General features: G+C 66.4%; 11 protein-coding genes. 5 read left to right on the top strand and 6 right to left on the bottom strand.

Annotation, left to right across the window (positions count from 1 at the left end; all coding sequences use genetic code 11):
* Window positions 1-13 precede the first annotated feature (13 nt).
* Window positions 14-1,459, bottom strand: coding sequence for a sodium-dependent transporter (locus tag AAGT95_RS13695; protein ID WP_342594150.1), 1,446 nt, complete (start codon window positions 1,457-1,459; stop codon window positions 14-16).
* Between the two features lie 239 nt (window positions 1,460-1,698).
* Here AAGT95_RS13695 and AAGT95_RS13690 point away from each other — a divergent pair, with 239 nt between their 5' ends.
* Entirely contained in the window at window positions 1,699-2,355 is a 657-nt protein-coding gene (locus AAGT95_RS13690) for a potassium channel family protein (protein ID WP_162302622.1), read from the top strand.
* Window positions 2,356-2,434: 79 nt separating this feature from the next.
* Window positions 2,435-3,802: a TrkH family potassium uptake protein gene (locus AAGT95_RS13685; protein WP_342594149.1), complete on the top strand. Its 1,368-nt coding sequence runs from the start codon at window positions 2,435-2,437 to the stop codon at window positions 3,800-3,802.
* 7 nt (window positions 3,803-3,809) lie between these two features.
* On the opposite strand, the gene AAGT95_RS13680 is transcribed toward AAGT95_RS13685, so the two are convergent.
* Window positions 3,810-4,424 carry a LysE/ArgO family amino acid transporter gene (locus AAGT95_RS13680; protein ID WP_342594148.1) on the bottom strand — a complete coding sequence of 205 codons (615 nt, stop codon included), beginning with the start codon at window positions 4,422-4,424 and terminating at the stop codon, window positions 3,810-3,812.
* 102 nt (window positions 4,425-4,526) lie between these two features.
* On the opposite strand from AAGT95_RS13680, the gene AAGT95_RS13675 reads away from it, so the two are divergent.
* Together AAGT95_RS13675 and AAGT95_RS13670 are read left to right on the top strand one after the other, a co-directional pair.
* A complete protein-coding gene (locus AAGT95_RS13675) occupies window positions 4,527-5,435 on the top strand; it encodes a LysR family transcriptional regulator ArgP (RefSeq protein ID WP_342594147.1) in 909 nt (302 codons plus the stop codon).
* 163 nt (window positions 5,436-5,598) lie between these two features.
* Entirely contained in the window at window positions 5,599-5,982 is a 384-nt protein-coding gene (locus tag AAGT95_RS13670) for a hypothetical protein (RefSeq protein ID WP_342594146.1), read from the top strand.
* 286 nt (window positions 5,983-6,268) lie between these two features.
* Here the strand turns inward: AAGT95_RS13670 and AAGT95_RS13665 are convergent, their stop codons facing one another.
* Window positions 6,269-6,568: an MTH1187 family thiamine-binding protein gene (locus tag AAGT95_RS13665; protein ID WP_342594145.1), complete on the bottom strand. Its 300-nt coding sequence runs from the start codon at window positions 6,566-6,568 to the stop codon at window positions 6,269-6,271.
* Between the two features lie 476 nt (window positions 6,569-7,044).
* On the opposite strand from AAGT95_RS13665, the gene cfa reads away from it, so the two are divergent.
* Entirely contained in the window at window positions 7,045-8,196 is a 1,152-nt protein-coding gene (cfa, locus tag AAGT95_RS13660; RefSeq protein WP_342594144.1) for a cyclopropane fatty acyl phospholipid synthase, read from the top strand.
* A 355-nt stretch (window positions 8,197-8,551) separates the two neighbouring features.
* Here the strand turns inward: cfa and AAGT95_RS13655 are convergent, their stop codons facing one another.
* From AAGT95_RS13655 to AAGT95_RS13645, 3 genes are read right to left on the bottom strand one after another with little or no spacing between them, the layout of a single operon-like run.
* Window positions 8,552-13,468, bottom strand: a complete 4,917-nt coding sequence (locus AAGT95_RS13655) for a hypothetical protein (RefSeq protein WP_342594143.1) — start codon at window positions 13,466-13,468, stop codon at window positions 8,552-8,554.
* Window positions 13,465-14,406 (bottom strand): hypothetical protein, encoded by a 942-nt coding sequence (locus AAGT95_RS13650; RefSeq protein WP_342594142.1) that lies wholly within the window; start codon window positions 14,404-14,406, stop codon window positions 13,465-13,467. The genes AAGT95_RS13655 and AAGT95_RS13650 overlap by 4 nt, the downstream gene beginning before the upstream one ends.
* A 3-nt stretch (window positions 14,407-14,409) precedes the next feature.
* The gene (locus AAGT95_RS13645; RefSeq protein ID WP_342594141.1) at window positions 14,410-15,858 is read right to left on the bottom strand and encodes a hypothetical protein; all 1,449 of its coding nucleotides are present in this window, start codon (window positions 15,856-15,858) and stop codon (window positions 14,410-14,412) included.
* Window positions 15,859-15,930: the final 72 nt, after the last annotated feature.

Below are 15,930 nucleotides of genomic sequence, written 5' to 3'. Positions count from 1 at the left end.
CGTGACACCAGGCTCACGCCCGACGCGTCAGGCGAGCGAGGGCGACCTCCGCCAGGACCGCCAGCACCAGCACCATTGCCAGCCAACGCCAGTCGAAACCTGAGTTCAGCACCCCCAGGGCATCCAGGAACACCATCACGATCGCCACCGGGCAGACGTAGCGGACGGTGAACCGCCACAGGGCGTAGAGGGCCGATGGCAGCCCCAACTCCTCCTCGAGGCTCTCTCGACGTAGCACGAAGCCGGCCAGCAGCGCCGTCCCCAGGCCGCCCAGCGGCATCAGGAAGCGCGAGGTCAGGAAATCCAGCCAGTCGAAGAAGTGGCGTCCCGCCAGCTTCCAGTCCGCCCCGACATTGAATGACAGCATCGCCAGCGTGCTCACGACCCACAGCAGGATGCCGACGCCCCAGGCCGCCCTGACCCGCGACAGACCATGACTTTCGTTCAGCCACGCGACCGTGGCTTCGATCATCGAGATGGCGGAGGTCAGCGCGGCCACGGTCAGCATCAAAAAGAAGATCGTCTCGATCACCCCGCCCAGCGGCATCTGCTGGAATGCCAGCGGCAGGCTCATGAAGATGAGACCGGGACCGGAAGCCGGGTCCATGCCGTTGGCGAAGATCACGGGAAAGATCGCCAACCCAGCCATCAGTGCCACCAGCGTGTCGCAGAGAGCGACCACCAGCGTGGTGCGGCCGATGGACTGATCCGCCGGCAGGTAGGCGCCGTAGGTGAGAATCGCGCCGGAGGCCAGCGACAGGGTGAAGAAGGCGTGCCCCATTGCCGCCAGAATGGCCTGCCCGGTGAGCTTGCCGGGGTCGAAGGCGAACAGGAACTGCACGCCGGCACCGAAGCTGCCGGAGAACACCGCGTACACGATCATCACCACCAGCATGACCACCAGCCCAGGCATCATCCAGCGCACGCTGCGCTCGATGCCCGCCTGGACCCCCAGCCCGACGATCGCCATCGTCGCCACGGTGACGAGCGTACTCCAGAAGCCGAGATTCCACGGGTTGGCGTTGTTGGCACCGAAGATGGCCGCCATGCCCTCGACGCTGTCGGCCGTCAGGCCGCCGCTGAGCGACTTCCACAGGTAGGAGACGGCCCAGCCGGCAACCACGACGTAGAACGACAGGATCATGAAACCGCACAGCATCGCCATCCAGCCAAGTCCCGACCACAGCCCGCTGCGCCCGGACTCCCGCACCACCCGCCGGATCGCATCCACCGGGCTGCCCCGGCCTCTGCGCCCCAGCGCGATCTCGGTCATCATCACCGGCACGCCGATGGCCGCGATGCAGACCAGGTAGACCATGACGAAGGCGCCGCCACCGTATTCGCCGGTCATGTACGGGAATTTCCAGATATTGCCCAGGCCCACGGACGAGCCAGTCGCCGCCAGGACGAAGCCCCAGCGCCCCAGCCACAGGTTCTTGGGTCGTGCGATTGCGGTCATGCTTCCTCTTTCGTTCCAGTGGACGGCCTGAATGGGCCAGCCCGTATCGAAGCCGGGTACGGCGCAAGGCGTCGCCCGATGGCGGACGATGCGGCGGAGGATTGTAGCGTCGGCGCAGGACATGCGCGACCGGGTCGTGATTGTTAGGATGCCGGGGCTTGTGCAAAGCTTGGCCCACAGCGATGATCCCGCCCACTCGCCGGTCGGCATTACCGGCATCGATCGACAAGGAGATACCGATGTCCCGGCACTTCGCCATTCTGGGGTTGGGCTACTTCGGCAGCACCGTTGCACGCGAACTGAAACGTCATCAGAACCAGGTGCTCGGGGTCGACGCCGACGAGACGCGGGTCGACGCGCTGTCGGACACGCTCGATCATGCGGTGATCGCCGACCTCACCGACGAGAAGGCGCTCGGCGAGCTCTCCCTGGACGCCTACGATGTCGTGGTGATCGATGTCGACGACAATGTGGAGGCCAGCGTCACCTGCACGCTCCACGTCAAGGAGCTGGGCGCCAAGGAGATCTGGGCCAAGGCGCACTCCGATGCCCACTACAAGTTGCTCAAGCGGCTGGGCGCCGATCGGGTCGTCTACCCGGAATACGACGTCGGCGTGCGGGTTGCGGAGAGCCTCAACTATCACGCCATGGTCGATTTCATCCGGCTGGGCGAGCGCCAGTTCATCGTCGAGATCGAGACCACCGACCGCCTGGTAGAGAACTGCGCCAGCGTTGCCAACCTGTCGATCGACCCCGAGGCGCTGTTCCTGGTCGCGATCAAGCGAGGCGAAGAGGTGATTCGCAATCCGGATGACGACACGCCACTTCGCTCCGGCGACAGCCTGATCCTGATGGGCGACCTGCAAGCGCTGCGCGAAATCGGCAAGCAGATATGAGCGGGTCGTCTTCATCCGCCGACCGAGACGGTCTCGAGGCGCTCGCCAATTGCCCCAATGGGGATGCTGGAGCTCGCACGTGAGACGTTGGCAACGACTCAAGCAGCCCTTCCGCCGCGCCCCGCACGGCGGTGTGATCAGGCTCTCGCCGCCGGAAATACTACTGCTCGGCTTCGCCCTGCTGTGCGCCGCCGGCGCCTTGCTGCTGTGGCTTCCCGGCAGTGCGACGCGTCCCCTGGCCTGGCACGAGGCCCTGTTCACGGCGACTTCCGCGGTCACCGTCACCGGTCTCAGCGTGATCGACGTGGGCAAGGACCTGACATTCATCGGCCAACTGGTGGTTCTGGTCCTGATCCAGGTCGGCGGCCTGGGCTTCATGACCTTTGCCGCGCTGACGGTGCTGCTGCTGGGCACGCGACTACCGCTGAGCCAGCAGAACCTCGTCCGCGAGGCGCTAGGGGAGATCGCCTTCAGCGACATCCGCGACCTGGTCAAGCTGGTGATCGCCTTCGCCTTCATCACCGAGGCCATCGGCACGCTGCTGCTGGCCTGCCACTGGGTGCCGGAGCAGGGGCTGGCGATGGGTCTGTGGCACAGCCTCTTCCACGCCGTCTCGGCGTTCAACAACGCCGGCTTCTCGACCTTTTCCGACAGCCTGATCCAGGAGGTCGGCAACCCGCTCGTCAATGCCACGGTGACGTTGATGTTCATCGTCGGCGGCTTGGGTTTCGTGGTCGTCAGCGATCTCTATCGTCATCGCCGTTGGTCGCGCCTGGCGATGCAGACCAAGGTCGTGCTGCTGGCCACGTTCTGGCTCAACGTGATCGCCACCGCGATCCTGCTCGGCCTGGAGTGGTCCAACCCGGGCACCCTGGGCGGTCTGGAAGATGGCTTCGCCAAGCTGCAGGCAGCCTGGTTCCAGGCCGTCACCCCGCGTACGGCCGGCTTCAACACTCTGGAGATCGGCGCGTTGACCGACGCCTCGACACTGTTGGTGATGGTGCTGATGTTCATCGGCGCCGGCTCCAGTTCCACCGCCAGCGGCATCAAGATCACCACCTTCGTGGTACTGCTGCTGACGGCCCGCGCGTTCTACCGCAATACCGAGCACCCGACGGCCTTCGGCCGTTCGATCCCCCAGGAGACGGTGATCAAGGCGATCACGGTGGCGCTGGCCGGGGTGCTGCTGGTAGTGCTGACGCTGTTCGGGCTCACCATCACCGACGGCGAGCAGTCGTTTCTCGACCTGGCGTTCGAGACCGTATCCGCCTTCGGCACCGTGGGACTCTCCCGGGGCATCACCAGCGATCTCTCGCTGCCGGGACAGTTCCTGCTGGGGCTGACCATGCTGCTGGGCCGTGTGGGTCCGCTCTCCGTGGGCTATTTCCTGGCGACGCGGCAGGCAAGGGGCGTGCGCTACGCCAGGGGCGAAATTCAGATTGGCTAGCCCCTGTTCACAGCGTGCGAGTCGCGAGCTGCCAGGCGACCAGCAGCATGATCGCACCGACGGCGATATCGATGCCCTGCCACCACCGCGGATCCTGCAGTCTTGGCGACAGCCAGTGGGCCATGCCGACCAGGCCGAAGAACCAGACCAGCGACGCCAGCGAGGCTCCGGCCACGAACCCGGCCGGACTCGGCTGCTGGCCACCGATGATGCCCAGCATCACCACCGTGTCCAGGTAGACATGGGGATTGAGCAGCGTGACCGCCAGGGTGGCCAGGATCACCGGCCTTGCTGCCATCGCGGAGAGGCCGTTCGCGGTCGCTGCCACCTCCAGGCGCCGGGGGCGCACTGCACGACGGCACGCTATCGCCGCCTGCCACACGAGCCAGCCGACGCCACCCCACCGCGCCAATTGCAGCGCGGTAGCGCTCGAGGTGATCAGCGGTGCGAGGCCCGCCACCCCGGCGGCTACCAGCGCCAGGTCGCAACAGGCGCAGATCCCGGCCACCAGCCAGCCGTGTTCGCGACGTAGCCCCTGCCTCAGAACGAACGCATTCTGCGCCCCGATGGCCACGATCAGCGTGAAGCCGATCAGCAACCCCTGGATGATGGACGTGAGCATGGCGGTGTCTCGTATGACGGCGTGGAGGTACGGGATTCGCATCATGCGGCGACATCGACTATTAATAAAAATGAATCAGCTAATGAGGCATTAGAAAACTTGATGCTGGATTACAAACTCCTCGAAGCGCTCTCCGCCATCGTCGATCAAGGCGGCTTCGATCGTGGCGCCCAACAGCTCAATCTGACCCAGTCGGCAGTCTCCCAACGCATCAAGCTGCTGGAAGCGCGTCTGGGCCAGCCGGTGGTCGTGCGCACGCCGCGCCTGCTGCCGACCCCGCTGGGCCAGCGACTCCTCAATCACGCCCAGCAGGTACGGCTGCTGGAGCATGATCTGCTAGACCGGATCCCGGCGCTGGGCGAGGGAACGCAACGGCTCAGGCTGGCGATCAACGCCGACAGTCTCGCAACCTGGTGGGCGCCGACCCTCGGCGATTTCTGCCATCGTCGTGGCGTGCTGCTGGACCTGGTGGTGGACGATCAGGAGGTGGCGCTGCGCCGCATGCGCGATGGCGAGGTGGCCGGCTGCATCTGTGCTACCGCGCGACCGGTCCAGGGTGCACGGTCGCGCGCCCTCGGCGCCATGCGCTACCGCGTCATGGCCAGCCCCGGATTCGCCGAGCGTCATTTCGCGGAAGGCATCTCCCAGCAGGCGCTGGAGCGGGCGCCAGCGATTCTCTACGGACCGGAGGATCGTCTGCATCAGCGCTATCTCGACCTGCACGGGTTCAAGGATCCGTTCCCGCACCACCTCTGCCCATCGTCGGAAGGCGTGTTGCACATGGCGATCGCCGGAATCGGCTACGCCATGATTCCCGAGTGCCAGGGCAGCGATGGGCTATCGAGTGGTGATCTGGTCGATCTCGACCCGCAGCGCCCGTTGGATGTGCCGCTCTACTGGCACTTCTGGCGTCACGGCGGCGAGCTGCTCGATGCCCTGACCGCGCACCTGCTGTCTGCCGGCGATACGTGGCTGAGAGCACCGGAAGCGACGCCGACCGCCTCGGCCTGATCGGCAACGCGTCGCATGAAGGCGACATTTTCCCGGCCATAGAAAGACTTACGTCATTCACGGACTTGCGAATGGCGGCCCAGATTCTAAACTGAAGTGATCATCCGGCGCCGTCGGGCATCATGGCGGGCCGATGGAACACCGTGACACAAGGAGCAGTGACATGAGCAAGACGACAATGGCAACGACACCGATCTGGATGGCACTGGCCGGCCTGTTGACGCTGGGCACGCTCGCGGGTTGCGCCAGCGACAGCAGCTCGGTCGAGAAGGAGGCGACTCGCTATGTCGTGACCGGACTGGGCGACGATCAGGACGAGGCGATGAGCAACGCCAAGGAGCGCGCCCTGGAACAGTGCGAGGCGCAGGACTACGACAAGTTCGTGATCGTGAAACAGCAGACGATGGGGCCCGGCGAGGAGTCGAGCAAGGCCGCCAGCACCAATCAGCAACTCGAGGGTGCGACGGTAGACGAGGATACCGAACTCCAGGCCGCCACCCAGGAAGGCGATGGCTACAAGGTAACCTGGACCATCCGCTGCGGCTGACCCCCTCTCGCCGGCCATCATGGCCGGCGGCTATCTTCCACGCCTGGACCACCGGTCGATCCGGCTCAGGGGCCATCCGAACAATCGACCATCGCGGGTGATGCTGGACCGCGTAGCCAGGAGTCGGCGCAGACGGATCGGGCTGGCGCACCGGCCACGCGGTATCAATGGCCATGACCCGCCTCGCTCGCCCCTTGGCCATCCCGCAGGTCGCCCAGCGAGCCGGTTCTCGATCCGATAGAGGCGAGCATCGGCGCCCTGCAGGCGGCATGGGTGGAAGACAGCGTCAGCGGCGCAGCGCCTCGACACTCTCGACCTTGTCGTCCATGCGTTGCTCGCGATCCGTCCGCGTCCCCATCTTCAACGTCGTGGTGATACGCGGCGCTCCCATCGCATGAACCCCTTCGTGGCATGCCTTGACCACTGCCATCACCTCGTCCCATGGCCCCTCGATGTTGGTGCCATAGGCGTGCATCCGGTGATGGAGACCGGACGCCTCGATGATTCGCTGGCACTCCGCCACCTGGGTCGACACCGATACCCCGACCCCCAGCGGCACGACGCATAGATCGACGATGACGTGCATGATTTCGCTCCTCTGATCGATTTTTCCGTTGCGCGGTACTGAGCCGTTCGCATCCCGGCCCCGCCGGTGAGCGGATTCGACCCGGGGTCGATCCAGTGTATCGATGCAACGGATCCTCTGTAAAAGCGCAATCCGGTCTGGACTATCGTGCCAATAGCGCTAGGCTTATTGACGGCAAAGACGTTAGCACGCAATTTAAATATGGCTAATACAAGCTTGGCCGGGCTGTGTCCGATCGCCGCGGAACACCGCGGTTTCGGATATCGCATGGCCAGTAGGGAACAGGGACCGTGGCGTAATACGCTCCCCGCCGCCATAGCTTGATCCTTCGGGCCGTTTCAAGCGAGTGGAAAATGACCGAGAAAACCCGTCGGCGCGGTCGAATCCGCAAGTCAAATGGTTATTTTTCGTCGTTCGAACGAAACGATGTTTTCAGGCGGCCGGGGGACGCACTGCGCCCCTTGCTAGGAAACAATATGACCAGTAATACGCCTATCGCCCCCGTCGCGTTGCCCAATACCCGCGCCCGCCAGACCCTCGAGAAAATGCTCGAGGGCTCCGGTGTCACCCTCAACGGCAATCAACCCTGGGATATCCGGGTCCACCACCCCGATCTCTTCTCGAGAGTCATCCGCCAGGGTTCCATCGGCTTCGGCGAGGCCTACATGGATGGCTGGTGGGAGTGCGATCGTATCGACGAGATGATTCATCGCCTGCTGCGCCACGGCCTCGGCAGCATCGCGCATACCACCGCCGAGCGCGTCGTCTACAAACTGCAGTCGAGCCTGATGAACCTGCAGAGCAAGGCAAGGGCCTATATCGTCGGCAAGGAGCACTACGACTTCGGCAACGATCTCTTCACCCGCATGCTGGACGAGACGCTCTGCTACTCCTGCGGCTACTGGAAGGAGGCTAGCACGCTGCACGAGGCCCAGGTCGCCAAGCTCGACCTCGCCTGCCGCAAGCTCGATCTCGAACCCGGCATGCGGGTGCTCGACATCGGCTGCGGCTGGGCCAGCTTCGCCGAGCATGCCGCCCGCCAGTACGGGGTCGAAGTCACCGGTATCACCATCTCCGAGGAGCAGGCAAAGCTGGGCCGTGAGCGCTGCGCCGGGCTGCCGGTGGAGATACTACTCGAGGACTATCGCGAGCTGAGCGGCGAATTCGACCGTATCGTGTCGATCGGCATGTTCGAGCATGTCGGTCAGCGCAATTACGCCACCTACTTCGATACCGTCAAACGGCTGTTGAAGCCCGGTGGCCTGTTCGTGCTGCACACGATCGGCTCCAACACCAACGACGTCAGCGTCGACCCCTGGATCAACAAGTACATCTTCCCCAACGGCATCCTGCCCTCGATCCAGCAGGTCGCCGACGCCAGCGAAGGCAAGTTGGTGATGGAGGACTGGCAGAACTTCGGTGCCGACTACGACACCACTCTGATGGCGTGGCAGGAGAACCTGCTCGCCCACTGGCACGAGATCGCCGACAACTACGGGGAGCGGGTCAAGCGGATGTTCCTCTACTATCTCGGCTCCTGCGCCGGCGCCTTCCGGGCGCGGGATCTCCAGCTATGGCAGGTGGTCTACTCCAACGGTCGCGGCGGACGTTACGACTCGCCGCGCTGATAAGGGCTACGGGCTGCCGCCTTCGGGCGGCATCCTTTTTCCAAGGCGACATGTTTCAGCTGGATCAGCTCACCACTGACCGAGCCATTGCCATCCTCTTGCCCGTTATCGCGAGGGCAGGCCCCCGCGCTCCCCTTTTTCGACGCCACGGCCGGCGAAACCCTGAACCCCAATCGTCCGCGCCCGGGCCGGCGCGAAAGGGCATCCCCGCCCAACGCGCCCCTGGCGTCAGCCATGACGCCAGACCCGGAGTGACGATCATCGCTCTGCGCCGCGCTGGAAGGCGTCGTTGGGCAACGAATTCAAGCTTGTTGGCTTTATCGACACCAATAGCCGTTGCCGTGGAACGCCTTGATCACTCCACCGGAGCCGGGGTCACGTGGATACCGAACAGGCTGGCTTCGCCGCTGCCCCGACCGGTCTCCTCGGGAGCCACTGCCTGTCCCTCGCGCACGATGACGTGACCGCCCTGCCCCTGCTGGCCGCCGATCACGCTGCCGACCAGGTAGGTGGGGAAGATGCTCGGATCGTTCTCGTAGTTGGGGTTGTGGATCAGGCCGATCATCTGGAAACGCCCGCGGGTGTTGCGCAACGACTCCAGCGAATCCTGGATCAGGCGGCGGTGGGAGAGCTTGGAGAACAGGCCATCGAGCAGGATGACGCTCTCGCGGCTGGCACGGGCCCGCCGCTTGTGACTGCCGGGCAGTTCGCGCAGCTCGCGCTCGATGGCGAATTCGGAGAGCTTCACCAGCCACATCAGCGAGACCGCCTCGCGCTGGCCTTCCGACATGTCCTCGTTGAGCGAGAACAGTCGGCCGTGGGGACGGATCGCATCGTGCTTGAGGCGGATGGTGACGTCGCAGAACAGCCCGCGGTAGATGCGCCGGCGGATCTGGCGGGTCAGTTCGTCGTCGCGGCCACCCTTGGCCTGCGCGCCATCGCCGACCTGCTCGAGGCGCCGCCGCTGTACCGCGAGATGGGCGTCGATGTCCGCCAGCAACTGCTGGATCAGCTCCCGCACCGACTCGTCGGCGATCAGGTCGGCCTTGACCTCGAAGTAGGCGCCGCCACCGCTGGAGCGTTTCGCGACACGCTTGAGAATCTCCAGATTGCCGGCCGCGTCGATGATGATCGAGCTCAGGCGCTCGACCAAAGTGTCCTCGATCTGCTCCCGGGACGCGTGCAACCGGGCCACGCGCTGGCGATGCTCATCCAGTTGCCCCCCCAACTGGCGGTGCAGGCCGCGCAGCGCCTCCAGCGCCGCGTGGCTGACGCCCTCCAGCGTATCCAGTCGCGCGCGTTCGGTTTCGTTGAACAGTCGGCTGGCACTGGCCGACTCCAGCGACAAGGCCAGCGCCTTCTCCCGGGCCGTCACATCGCGGGCCTGCCGCTCCCGATTGCGAGCACGCTCACCGAGATTGAGCCCGCCCAACCCTTCCAGCAGGGTCTGCTGACAGGTCTCCAAGGCCTCGAGGTCGAGCGCGGCGGCATCCGTCTCCTCGCCCGGATCATCCAGTGCCGATGCCAGCCACTGGCACCACTCGTCCATGGCCGCGTCGAGCCGTGGCGCATCGACACCCACCGCCGGCCAGCGGGCCGTGGCGTCCGCAGCGGCACGTTCCAGCCAGCCCTCGGGCAGTTGACGCAACACCTCCAGCCACGCCACCGCCAACTGATCCACCACCATCAGCGCCTGCTGGTGACGGGCCACGCGGGTTTCCACCACGCCCTGCTCGCGGCCATTGGCCTTGCGCCGCTCCCGCGCTTCCTTGAGCGACTGCTTGAGGCGGCCGATGTCGCGCTCCAGGGTGCGATTGCCCCCCTGGTCGTCGCGGACATCCAGGAATGCCCGGATCCGCGCGAAATCGAAGTCGGCTCGTCGGCTGGCCTGGGCCAGGGCGGCCGCCAGCGCCGTTTCCCGCGCCTCGGCATCGCGCATGAAGCCCGGTCCCTCCTCGGCGACGAACGCTGCCAGGCGGCGCAGACGTTCACGCTCTCCGTCGGCGAACAGATGACGCAACTGCTCGCGACACTCGTCGCGACGGGCGTTCAACTCTTCACTCTGCAGCGCGATTTCGGCGAACCGTTCCTCGTGCTCGGTCAGGGTTTCGGTCAGCGCCGCCAGGCTGGCATCGATCTCCTCCAGCCGCTCGACACCGCCGGCCGCGGCGAACCGCTCCGCCGCCAGCCAGAGCTCACCGTGGGTCTCCAGCTCCCTGGCGGCCTGCTCGCGCTGCGGACTCAGCGTCTCGATACGAGCCGCGGCGGTCTCGCTCTCCTCGACGGCCGCTTCCAGCGCGGGCTCGCCGCCCTCCTCGAGAAAGCGCTGGAAGTCGTCGATCGATTTCATCGCCGCCTCGCTCAAGCGCGGCTCGAGCGCCTGCCGTTCGCTCTCCGCCCGCTCGCGCTGCTCCTCCAGCGCCGCCAGTTGCACTTCGACATCCTGGCTGACCGCTTCGTCGGCCTGAAGCGCCAGATGAAAACGCTCGCCGTGGGGGTCGAGTCGCTGGACCTCGGCTTCCAACGCCAGCCGGCGTTCACGGTCGACCGCGAGACGCTGCTGGGTTTCCTCCCGCAGCGCGGTCAGATAAGCGGGATCGAGCGCGGCCTTGACCGCCAGCGTTTCCACACCTTGTACCGCCCCCAGCGGCAACTCGCCACGTGCCAGCGTTGCCTGCAGGCGACCGGCCTCAAGCACCGGAACGCCGCAGCCGGCATCGACCAGACACTGCGACGCTTCGCGGGCGTTGTCCTCACCTTCGACCACCGGGGCGAACAGCTGGCCGGCAGCCTGGGCCAGCCAGTCGCGGCGCCGGCCGTCTTCCGCCTCGATGCCGGCCAGCACCTCGTGGAGGGGGCGAAAGGCGATCTCCTGGGCGTCGAGACACGCCCGGGCTTCGGCCTCGGAAGCGAGCCGGGCCAGGGGGTCGCCGCTCAAGCTTTCGAGATACTGCTCGCGCGCGTCGATGGCGGCAGCCAGCGTCTCCTGCTCTCGCAGCAGGCGGGGATAGCGCGCCTTGGCATCCTTGAGCCAGGCCGACGGCGCCTGTTCGCTGAGTTCCCGGAAGTCGTGCAGCGCCTGCTGCAGGACCCCGAGTTGCTGGACCTGCTGGTCGAGTCGATACAGCCGATCCTGCGCTTCCCGTGACTGGCGATAGAGGGTGTCCCGCAGATGTACCGGCGAGGCCTCGCCATGCCAGTGACGATAACGCTCGGCGGCGTCCCTGAGCGGCGCCAGCCGTTCGAGGCGCGCCTGGGCATCGCTCTGGGCCCGCCGGCTCTCGGCCAGCGCCTGCTCGTGTGCTGCCAACGTACTCTTGCGCTCGCTCCAGAACCCCACCGCCGAATGCTCGGGCCAGCGTTCGGCGAAGGTCTGCCAGGCCTGCCGGCCGGAGGCCAGCGGCGCCAGCTCCCCTTCCAGGCGCTGGCGCTGCTCGCGTCGCACCTGCAGCGCTTCGCGAACCGTCTCGCGCTGGTTATCCAGTGAGTTTGCCTGCGCGTCCCAATCGTCAAGCTGCGCTTCCAGCTGCTCCTGCTGCGCTTCCTTAGTCGCCAGCAGTTCGTCGGGTGAGGTATCGGGGTGTTCGGCAAGGAACGCTTCGTACCACTGCGCCGGCTGCTTCAACTCGCCGATCCGCCCCAGGTGGTCGGCATGCGCCTTGCGCGCCTCGGCCAGCCTCGCCTGCGCGCTCTCGCGGGTGGCTTCCGGCGTTTCCAGTTCGGCCTCGGTGAAGAGCCCCTCGGCCAGCGCCTGGGTGTAGACGCTCTGATTGTCGATGAAGTCGCGCTGGCGCGATTCCAACTGCTCGCGCTCCTGCTCCAGCCGCTCCATCTCCTCGTCGAGCTGCTCGGCATCGAGGCGGAGCGAACGGCGATATTCGCGGTCGGCGATCACCTCTTCGCGGAAACGGTTGCCATCCATCGACTCGAACGCCTCGGCGGCGTCGTCGAGCAGGCCGAGGGCACGATAGCGCGAGGCGTCGTCATTGAAGGCGTGGCTGTCCGCCAGCCAGGCCCGCGCCTGGTCGAACGAAACATGGCCGATGTCGCGGGCCGTGGTCCAGGCCGCCTGCGGCAGGTGGATCAGACGACGATGCGTGTCGACTCGCGCGCCGCGCTCGGAGAGCGCCAGCCGCACGTTGCGCTCGGCCTGACGCGACAGCTTGGCCAGCAGCCAGGTGGAGACCCGCGGCCGTTCGGTATCGCCGGCCACCCAGGCAAAGCCAGCCGCGTTGTCGGCCGCCTCCTTGGCGGGCGCTGCCTGCTCGACGCTGCCGCTGCCTCCCGGCAGGCCCGGCAGCGGCGCCAGCGCCTGCCCGCCCAGCAGTCGCTCGGCCTCGAGCAGCGAGGCATCGAGCTCGGTCAACTGGCGACGGGCCTCGAGCAGACCCTCGCCCTCTTCGTTCAGGGTGGCCAGCCGCGCGACCTTGTCGCCGGCGCGCTGCTGGTCGCTCTCGGCTTCCGCCAGCCGATGGCGCAGTTCGGTGATCCGGGTGCCGGAGTTGAGGATCACATCCTCGATCAGCTCCTCTTCCTCGTCGGTCTCGCCGCGAGTCGCCCCGGACAGGATCTGCGGCGCCAGCACTTCGTAGAAGAACGCCTGGTCGGCCTTCTCGCCGGCCCGCGGCTTGATCGCGTTGAAGATCTGGCTCTTGTCGGCACCGCCCTCCTTCTGGAACGCCGCCATCTGCGCCAGTTCACGGCGCGAGATATGCGCTCCCACCGCTTCCAGCCACTCCTCGCGGTTGTGGGCCCGGGTCACTCCCTGCGCGCGCATCGTGCTCTGGAAGTCAGCATTGGCGTAGAGCGCCAGCTTGCCATCGCGGGTGATGTGATGCACCGGCACGTCGGCCAGCCTGCCAGGATAGTGATAGAACACCAGCCCGCTGCCGTCGCTGTAGCCGTACATGCCGAACACGAAGGTCTCGCCGGCGACTTCCTCGCCGGCCACGGCCAGCATGTCGTCCTGCTGGCTGGCGCTGTCCTGGGCGCGAAACTCGACGCGCAGGTGCGTCCAGCTTCGGCCCTCGCCGTTGACCTTCGACGGCGAGCACTTGCGCCGGGTCCGGGTCAGGAGCTGGCGATCGCGGGAGAGCATGCCGATCAGGGCCTCGGCCATGGTGGTCTTGCCGAAGCCGTTCTCCATGCTGATCGCGCTCGACTGTCCGCGCAGGTCCAGCAGCAGGTGGCGCATCTTGGCTTCCCAGGGCGAAGCGATGTCACCGTGCTTGTTGAGCAGGTTGGCGATCTCGATACGGTTGATGACACTCACCGGCGATTCTCCTCGGCGTTCTCGGTCGTCGAGCCATTCGCCTCTTCCGACGGCTGGTCGAACATGTCGGCGGCGCGTGTCTCGGACTCTTCGGCGCCGTTGGCGTCGGCATCTCGAGAGCCGACGTCCGTATCCCGCTCCGGCGCCTCGGCGGCGAGCTCCCGCCCGGCACCCTCGAAGGGCCGGTCCGAGGGCTCGGAGGAGGTCAGTTCGATCAGGTGGGTCAGGTGGTTGACCCCGATCTGCTCGGCCTCCAGCGCCCCCAGCAGAGTCTGCTGCCAGACATCCTCGTCGGCGGCTTCGCGGACCGCCTCGAGATGGCCGGCACGCACCAGCAGATCGATGAACGCCTTGACCCGGCGCGGGATGTCCTCGCCGCGCTCGTCGAGCAGTACCCGGCTGTTCTCCGGTGCCCGATCGCCCAGACCGCGCAGCGTCTCCAGTTGATCGCGCACCAGTTCGACCAGCTCGCGGGTGACGAACGTGGCCTCCTGATAGCGGCTGACGTCGGAGAGCGCGCGGTTCAGCCGGGTGTAGATCAGGGTGTGCAGCAACAGCCACAGCTGCAGGTACCACAATGCCAGCTCGGCCCGGCTCTCCTGGCGCAGCTTGAGCGCCTCGAACACCGCTTCACGGGTGTAGAGCGGCGGCTGCTCGAGCTCGGGATCCGGCAGCAGCGCGAAGAAACGCGATCCCGGCGCGATGCCCGGATAGTCGCCGGACTCGAACGCCTTGAGCCGCAGCCCCTGGCCGGCAAGAAAGTCCCGCAGCGCTTCGCGTTCGTTCTCCTGGGCATCGTCGATCAGCGCACAGACGTCGCGCTCGGAGAGCTGGCCCTCGCGCGCGGCGCGGCGCTTGCGGCCACCGCTGGGGACCCGTTCCGCGGTTCGGTAGCGCAACAGATAGGCAACGACTTCGCCCATTTCCATCATGTTCATCAGTCAGACTTCCTGTTCTTTCGTTGGCGCCGGTCGCAGGCGCAGCGAGGGCGTCACCGCGCCCTCGATGCGGCGTCCGTCGGGCAGCGCGATCGCGAATGGGGTGTCGTCGATACCGACACTCAGCTGGTCGTCGAGCAGTTGGGTATCGACGAAGGTATTGAGCAGCTGCGGCAGGCAGTCCAGGGTTTCGGCGTGCGCCGAGTCCGACCCCGCCTCGAAGTGGTGCCAGCCCTCGCTGAGGGCGTCCGGCAGCGACAGCGGCGACTGGCGCAGACGCCGGCGCAGGGCCGGGCCACGCGCCTTGAGATAGCGCGCCAGCAGCGGATCGGCGCTGGGCCTGTCACTGGCCTCGTCGAAGACCAGCGCCGCCCCGCTGCGCTCGGCGCGACGGGTTTCCACCAGCGGCAGCAGCGTCTCCACCCGTGGCATCGCCACTTGCGTGCCGAGCGGCATCATCCGCGCGACCACCGCATTCTGCAGACGTTCGGGGGGCGGCGAGAGCAGCAACTGGTGCGCCAGCCCGGCGAAGTCGATCACGCCCATCGACTGGATCCGCCCCTCGGCGATATCCGACAGCAGCTCGGAGAGTCGCCGGGAGAGATTCTCGATGGCGTTCAACACACGGCCGATGGTGGCGGAGAGCATGCGCAGGTCCCACTCCTCCTCCTGGCGCTCGGCCCAGGCCTCGAAATGGGCGGTCAGGGTCGGCGTCGAGAGCTGCGAACGCGCGCTGAGCAGCGTGCTCTGGATGGTGCTCAACGCATTGTGGTAGTGACGCTCGTTGTCCAGCAGCGCGGCCAGCTTGCCCTCGTGAGTCGGATTCTCGCGAACCCGCCGCAGCTCCTGGGTCAGCGCGCGAATCGCCATCAGGATCTGCTGGGTGATGTCGGGCACGCGGGCGTAGTCCCCACGCGAGAGCGCGGCGATCACCTTGGCGGCGTCGTACTCCGAATAGAGCAGGTCCTCGACCTGGCTGGCCAGGGTGACTGCCTGGCGACCGCTGGGGGTCAAGCGCACCTGGCCGGTCTGGCCCTGCTTCTCGATCAACGCCGTGCGCTTGGTGCTGCGGCCGCTGCGCGTTCCCGGCGAGGTTTCGCCTTCATCGATCCCGCTGTCGGCAGCATCCGGCTGCCACTCCCGATAGTGGATCTCGCTGGGGGTCGCCAGCAGGTTGATGACGAAGCTCAGGTCGTCCGCGGGCAGCTCGGGATAATCCCCCCGCAGGTGGGCCAGGCAGCGACGCTGGGTGACGAAGGCGCTGTTGGTGGCGAAATCCACCTCGAGCAGGTAGTCCAGCAGCAGGCAGCCCAGGTCGAGCCAGTAGCCATCGCGAAGGCCGCGACGCTGCTCCTGGGAGACCTGGACGAAGGGCGAGCCCGGTTCGTGGGCGCTGTCGTGTAGATCCAGCAGCCGCGTCGTCGCGACCAGCAGCTTGTTCCAGGCGGTCATGTCGACTCCAGACGGGGAACAACGAGAGAAAGCGCAGCATTATGCCAAGGATGGCCTGTCGGGTCATGGCGA

The sequence above is a fragment of the Salinicola lusitanus genome, from assembly GCF_038648475.1.
Taxonomy (GTDB): Bacteria; Pseudomonadota; Gammaproteobacteria; order Pseudomonadales; family Halomonadaceae; genus Salinicola; species Salinicola lusitanus.
Note: the sequence above shows the minus strand (reverse complement) of the source record. Positions and strands in the feature narration are given on the sequence as shown.

Coding starts and splice junctions, on each gene's coding strand:
- AAGT95_RS13695 (WP_342594150.1), bottom strand. CDS start 1,459: ATGACCGCAATCGCACGACCCAAGAACCTGTGGCTGGGGCGCTGGGGC.
- AAGT95_RS13690 (WP_162302622.1), top strand. CDS start 1,699: ATGTCCCGGCACTTCGCCATTCTGGGGTTGGGCTACTTCGGCAGCACC.
- AAGT95_RS13680 (WP_342594148.1), bottom strand. CDS start 4,424: ATGCTCACGTCCATCATCCAGGGGTTGCTGATCGGCTTCACGCTGATC.
- AAGT95_RS13675 (WP_342594147.1), top strand. CDS start 4,527: ATGCTGGATTACAAACTCCTCGAAGCGCTCTCCGCCATCGTCGATCAA.
- AAGT95_RS13670 (WP_342594146.1), top strand. CDS start 5,599: ATGAGCAAGACGACAATGGCAACGACACCGATCTGGATGGCACTGGCC.
- AAGT95_RS13665 (WP_342594145.1), bottom strand. CDS start 6,568: ATGCACGTCATCGTCGATCTATGCGTCGTGCCGCTGGGGGTCGGGGTA.
- cfa (WP_342594144.1), top strand. CDS start 7,045: ATGACCAGTAATACGCCTATCGCCCCCGTCGCGTTGCCCAATACCCGC.
- AAGT95_RS13650 (WP_342594142.1), bottom strand. CDS start 14,406: ATGAACATGATGGAAATGGGCGAAGTCGTTGCCTATCTGTTGCGCTAC.
- AAGT95_RS13645 (WP_342594141.1), bottom strand. CDS start 15,858: ATGACCGCCTGGAACAAGCTGCTGGTCGCGACGACGCGGCTGCTGGAT.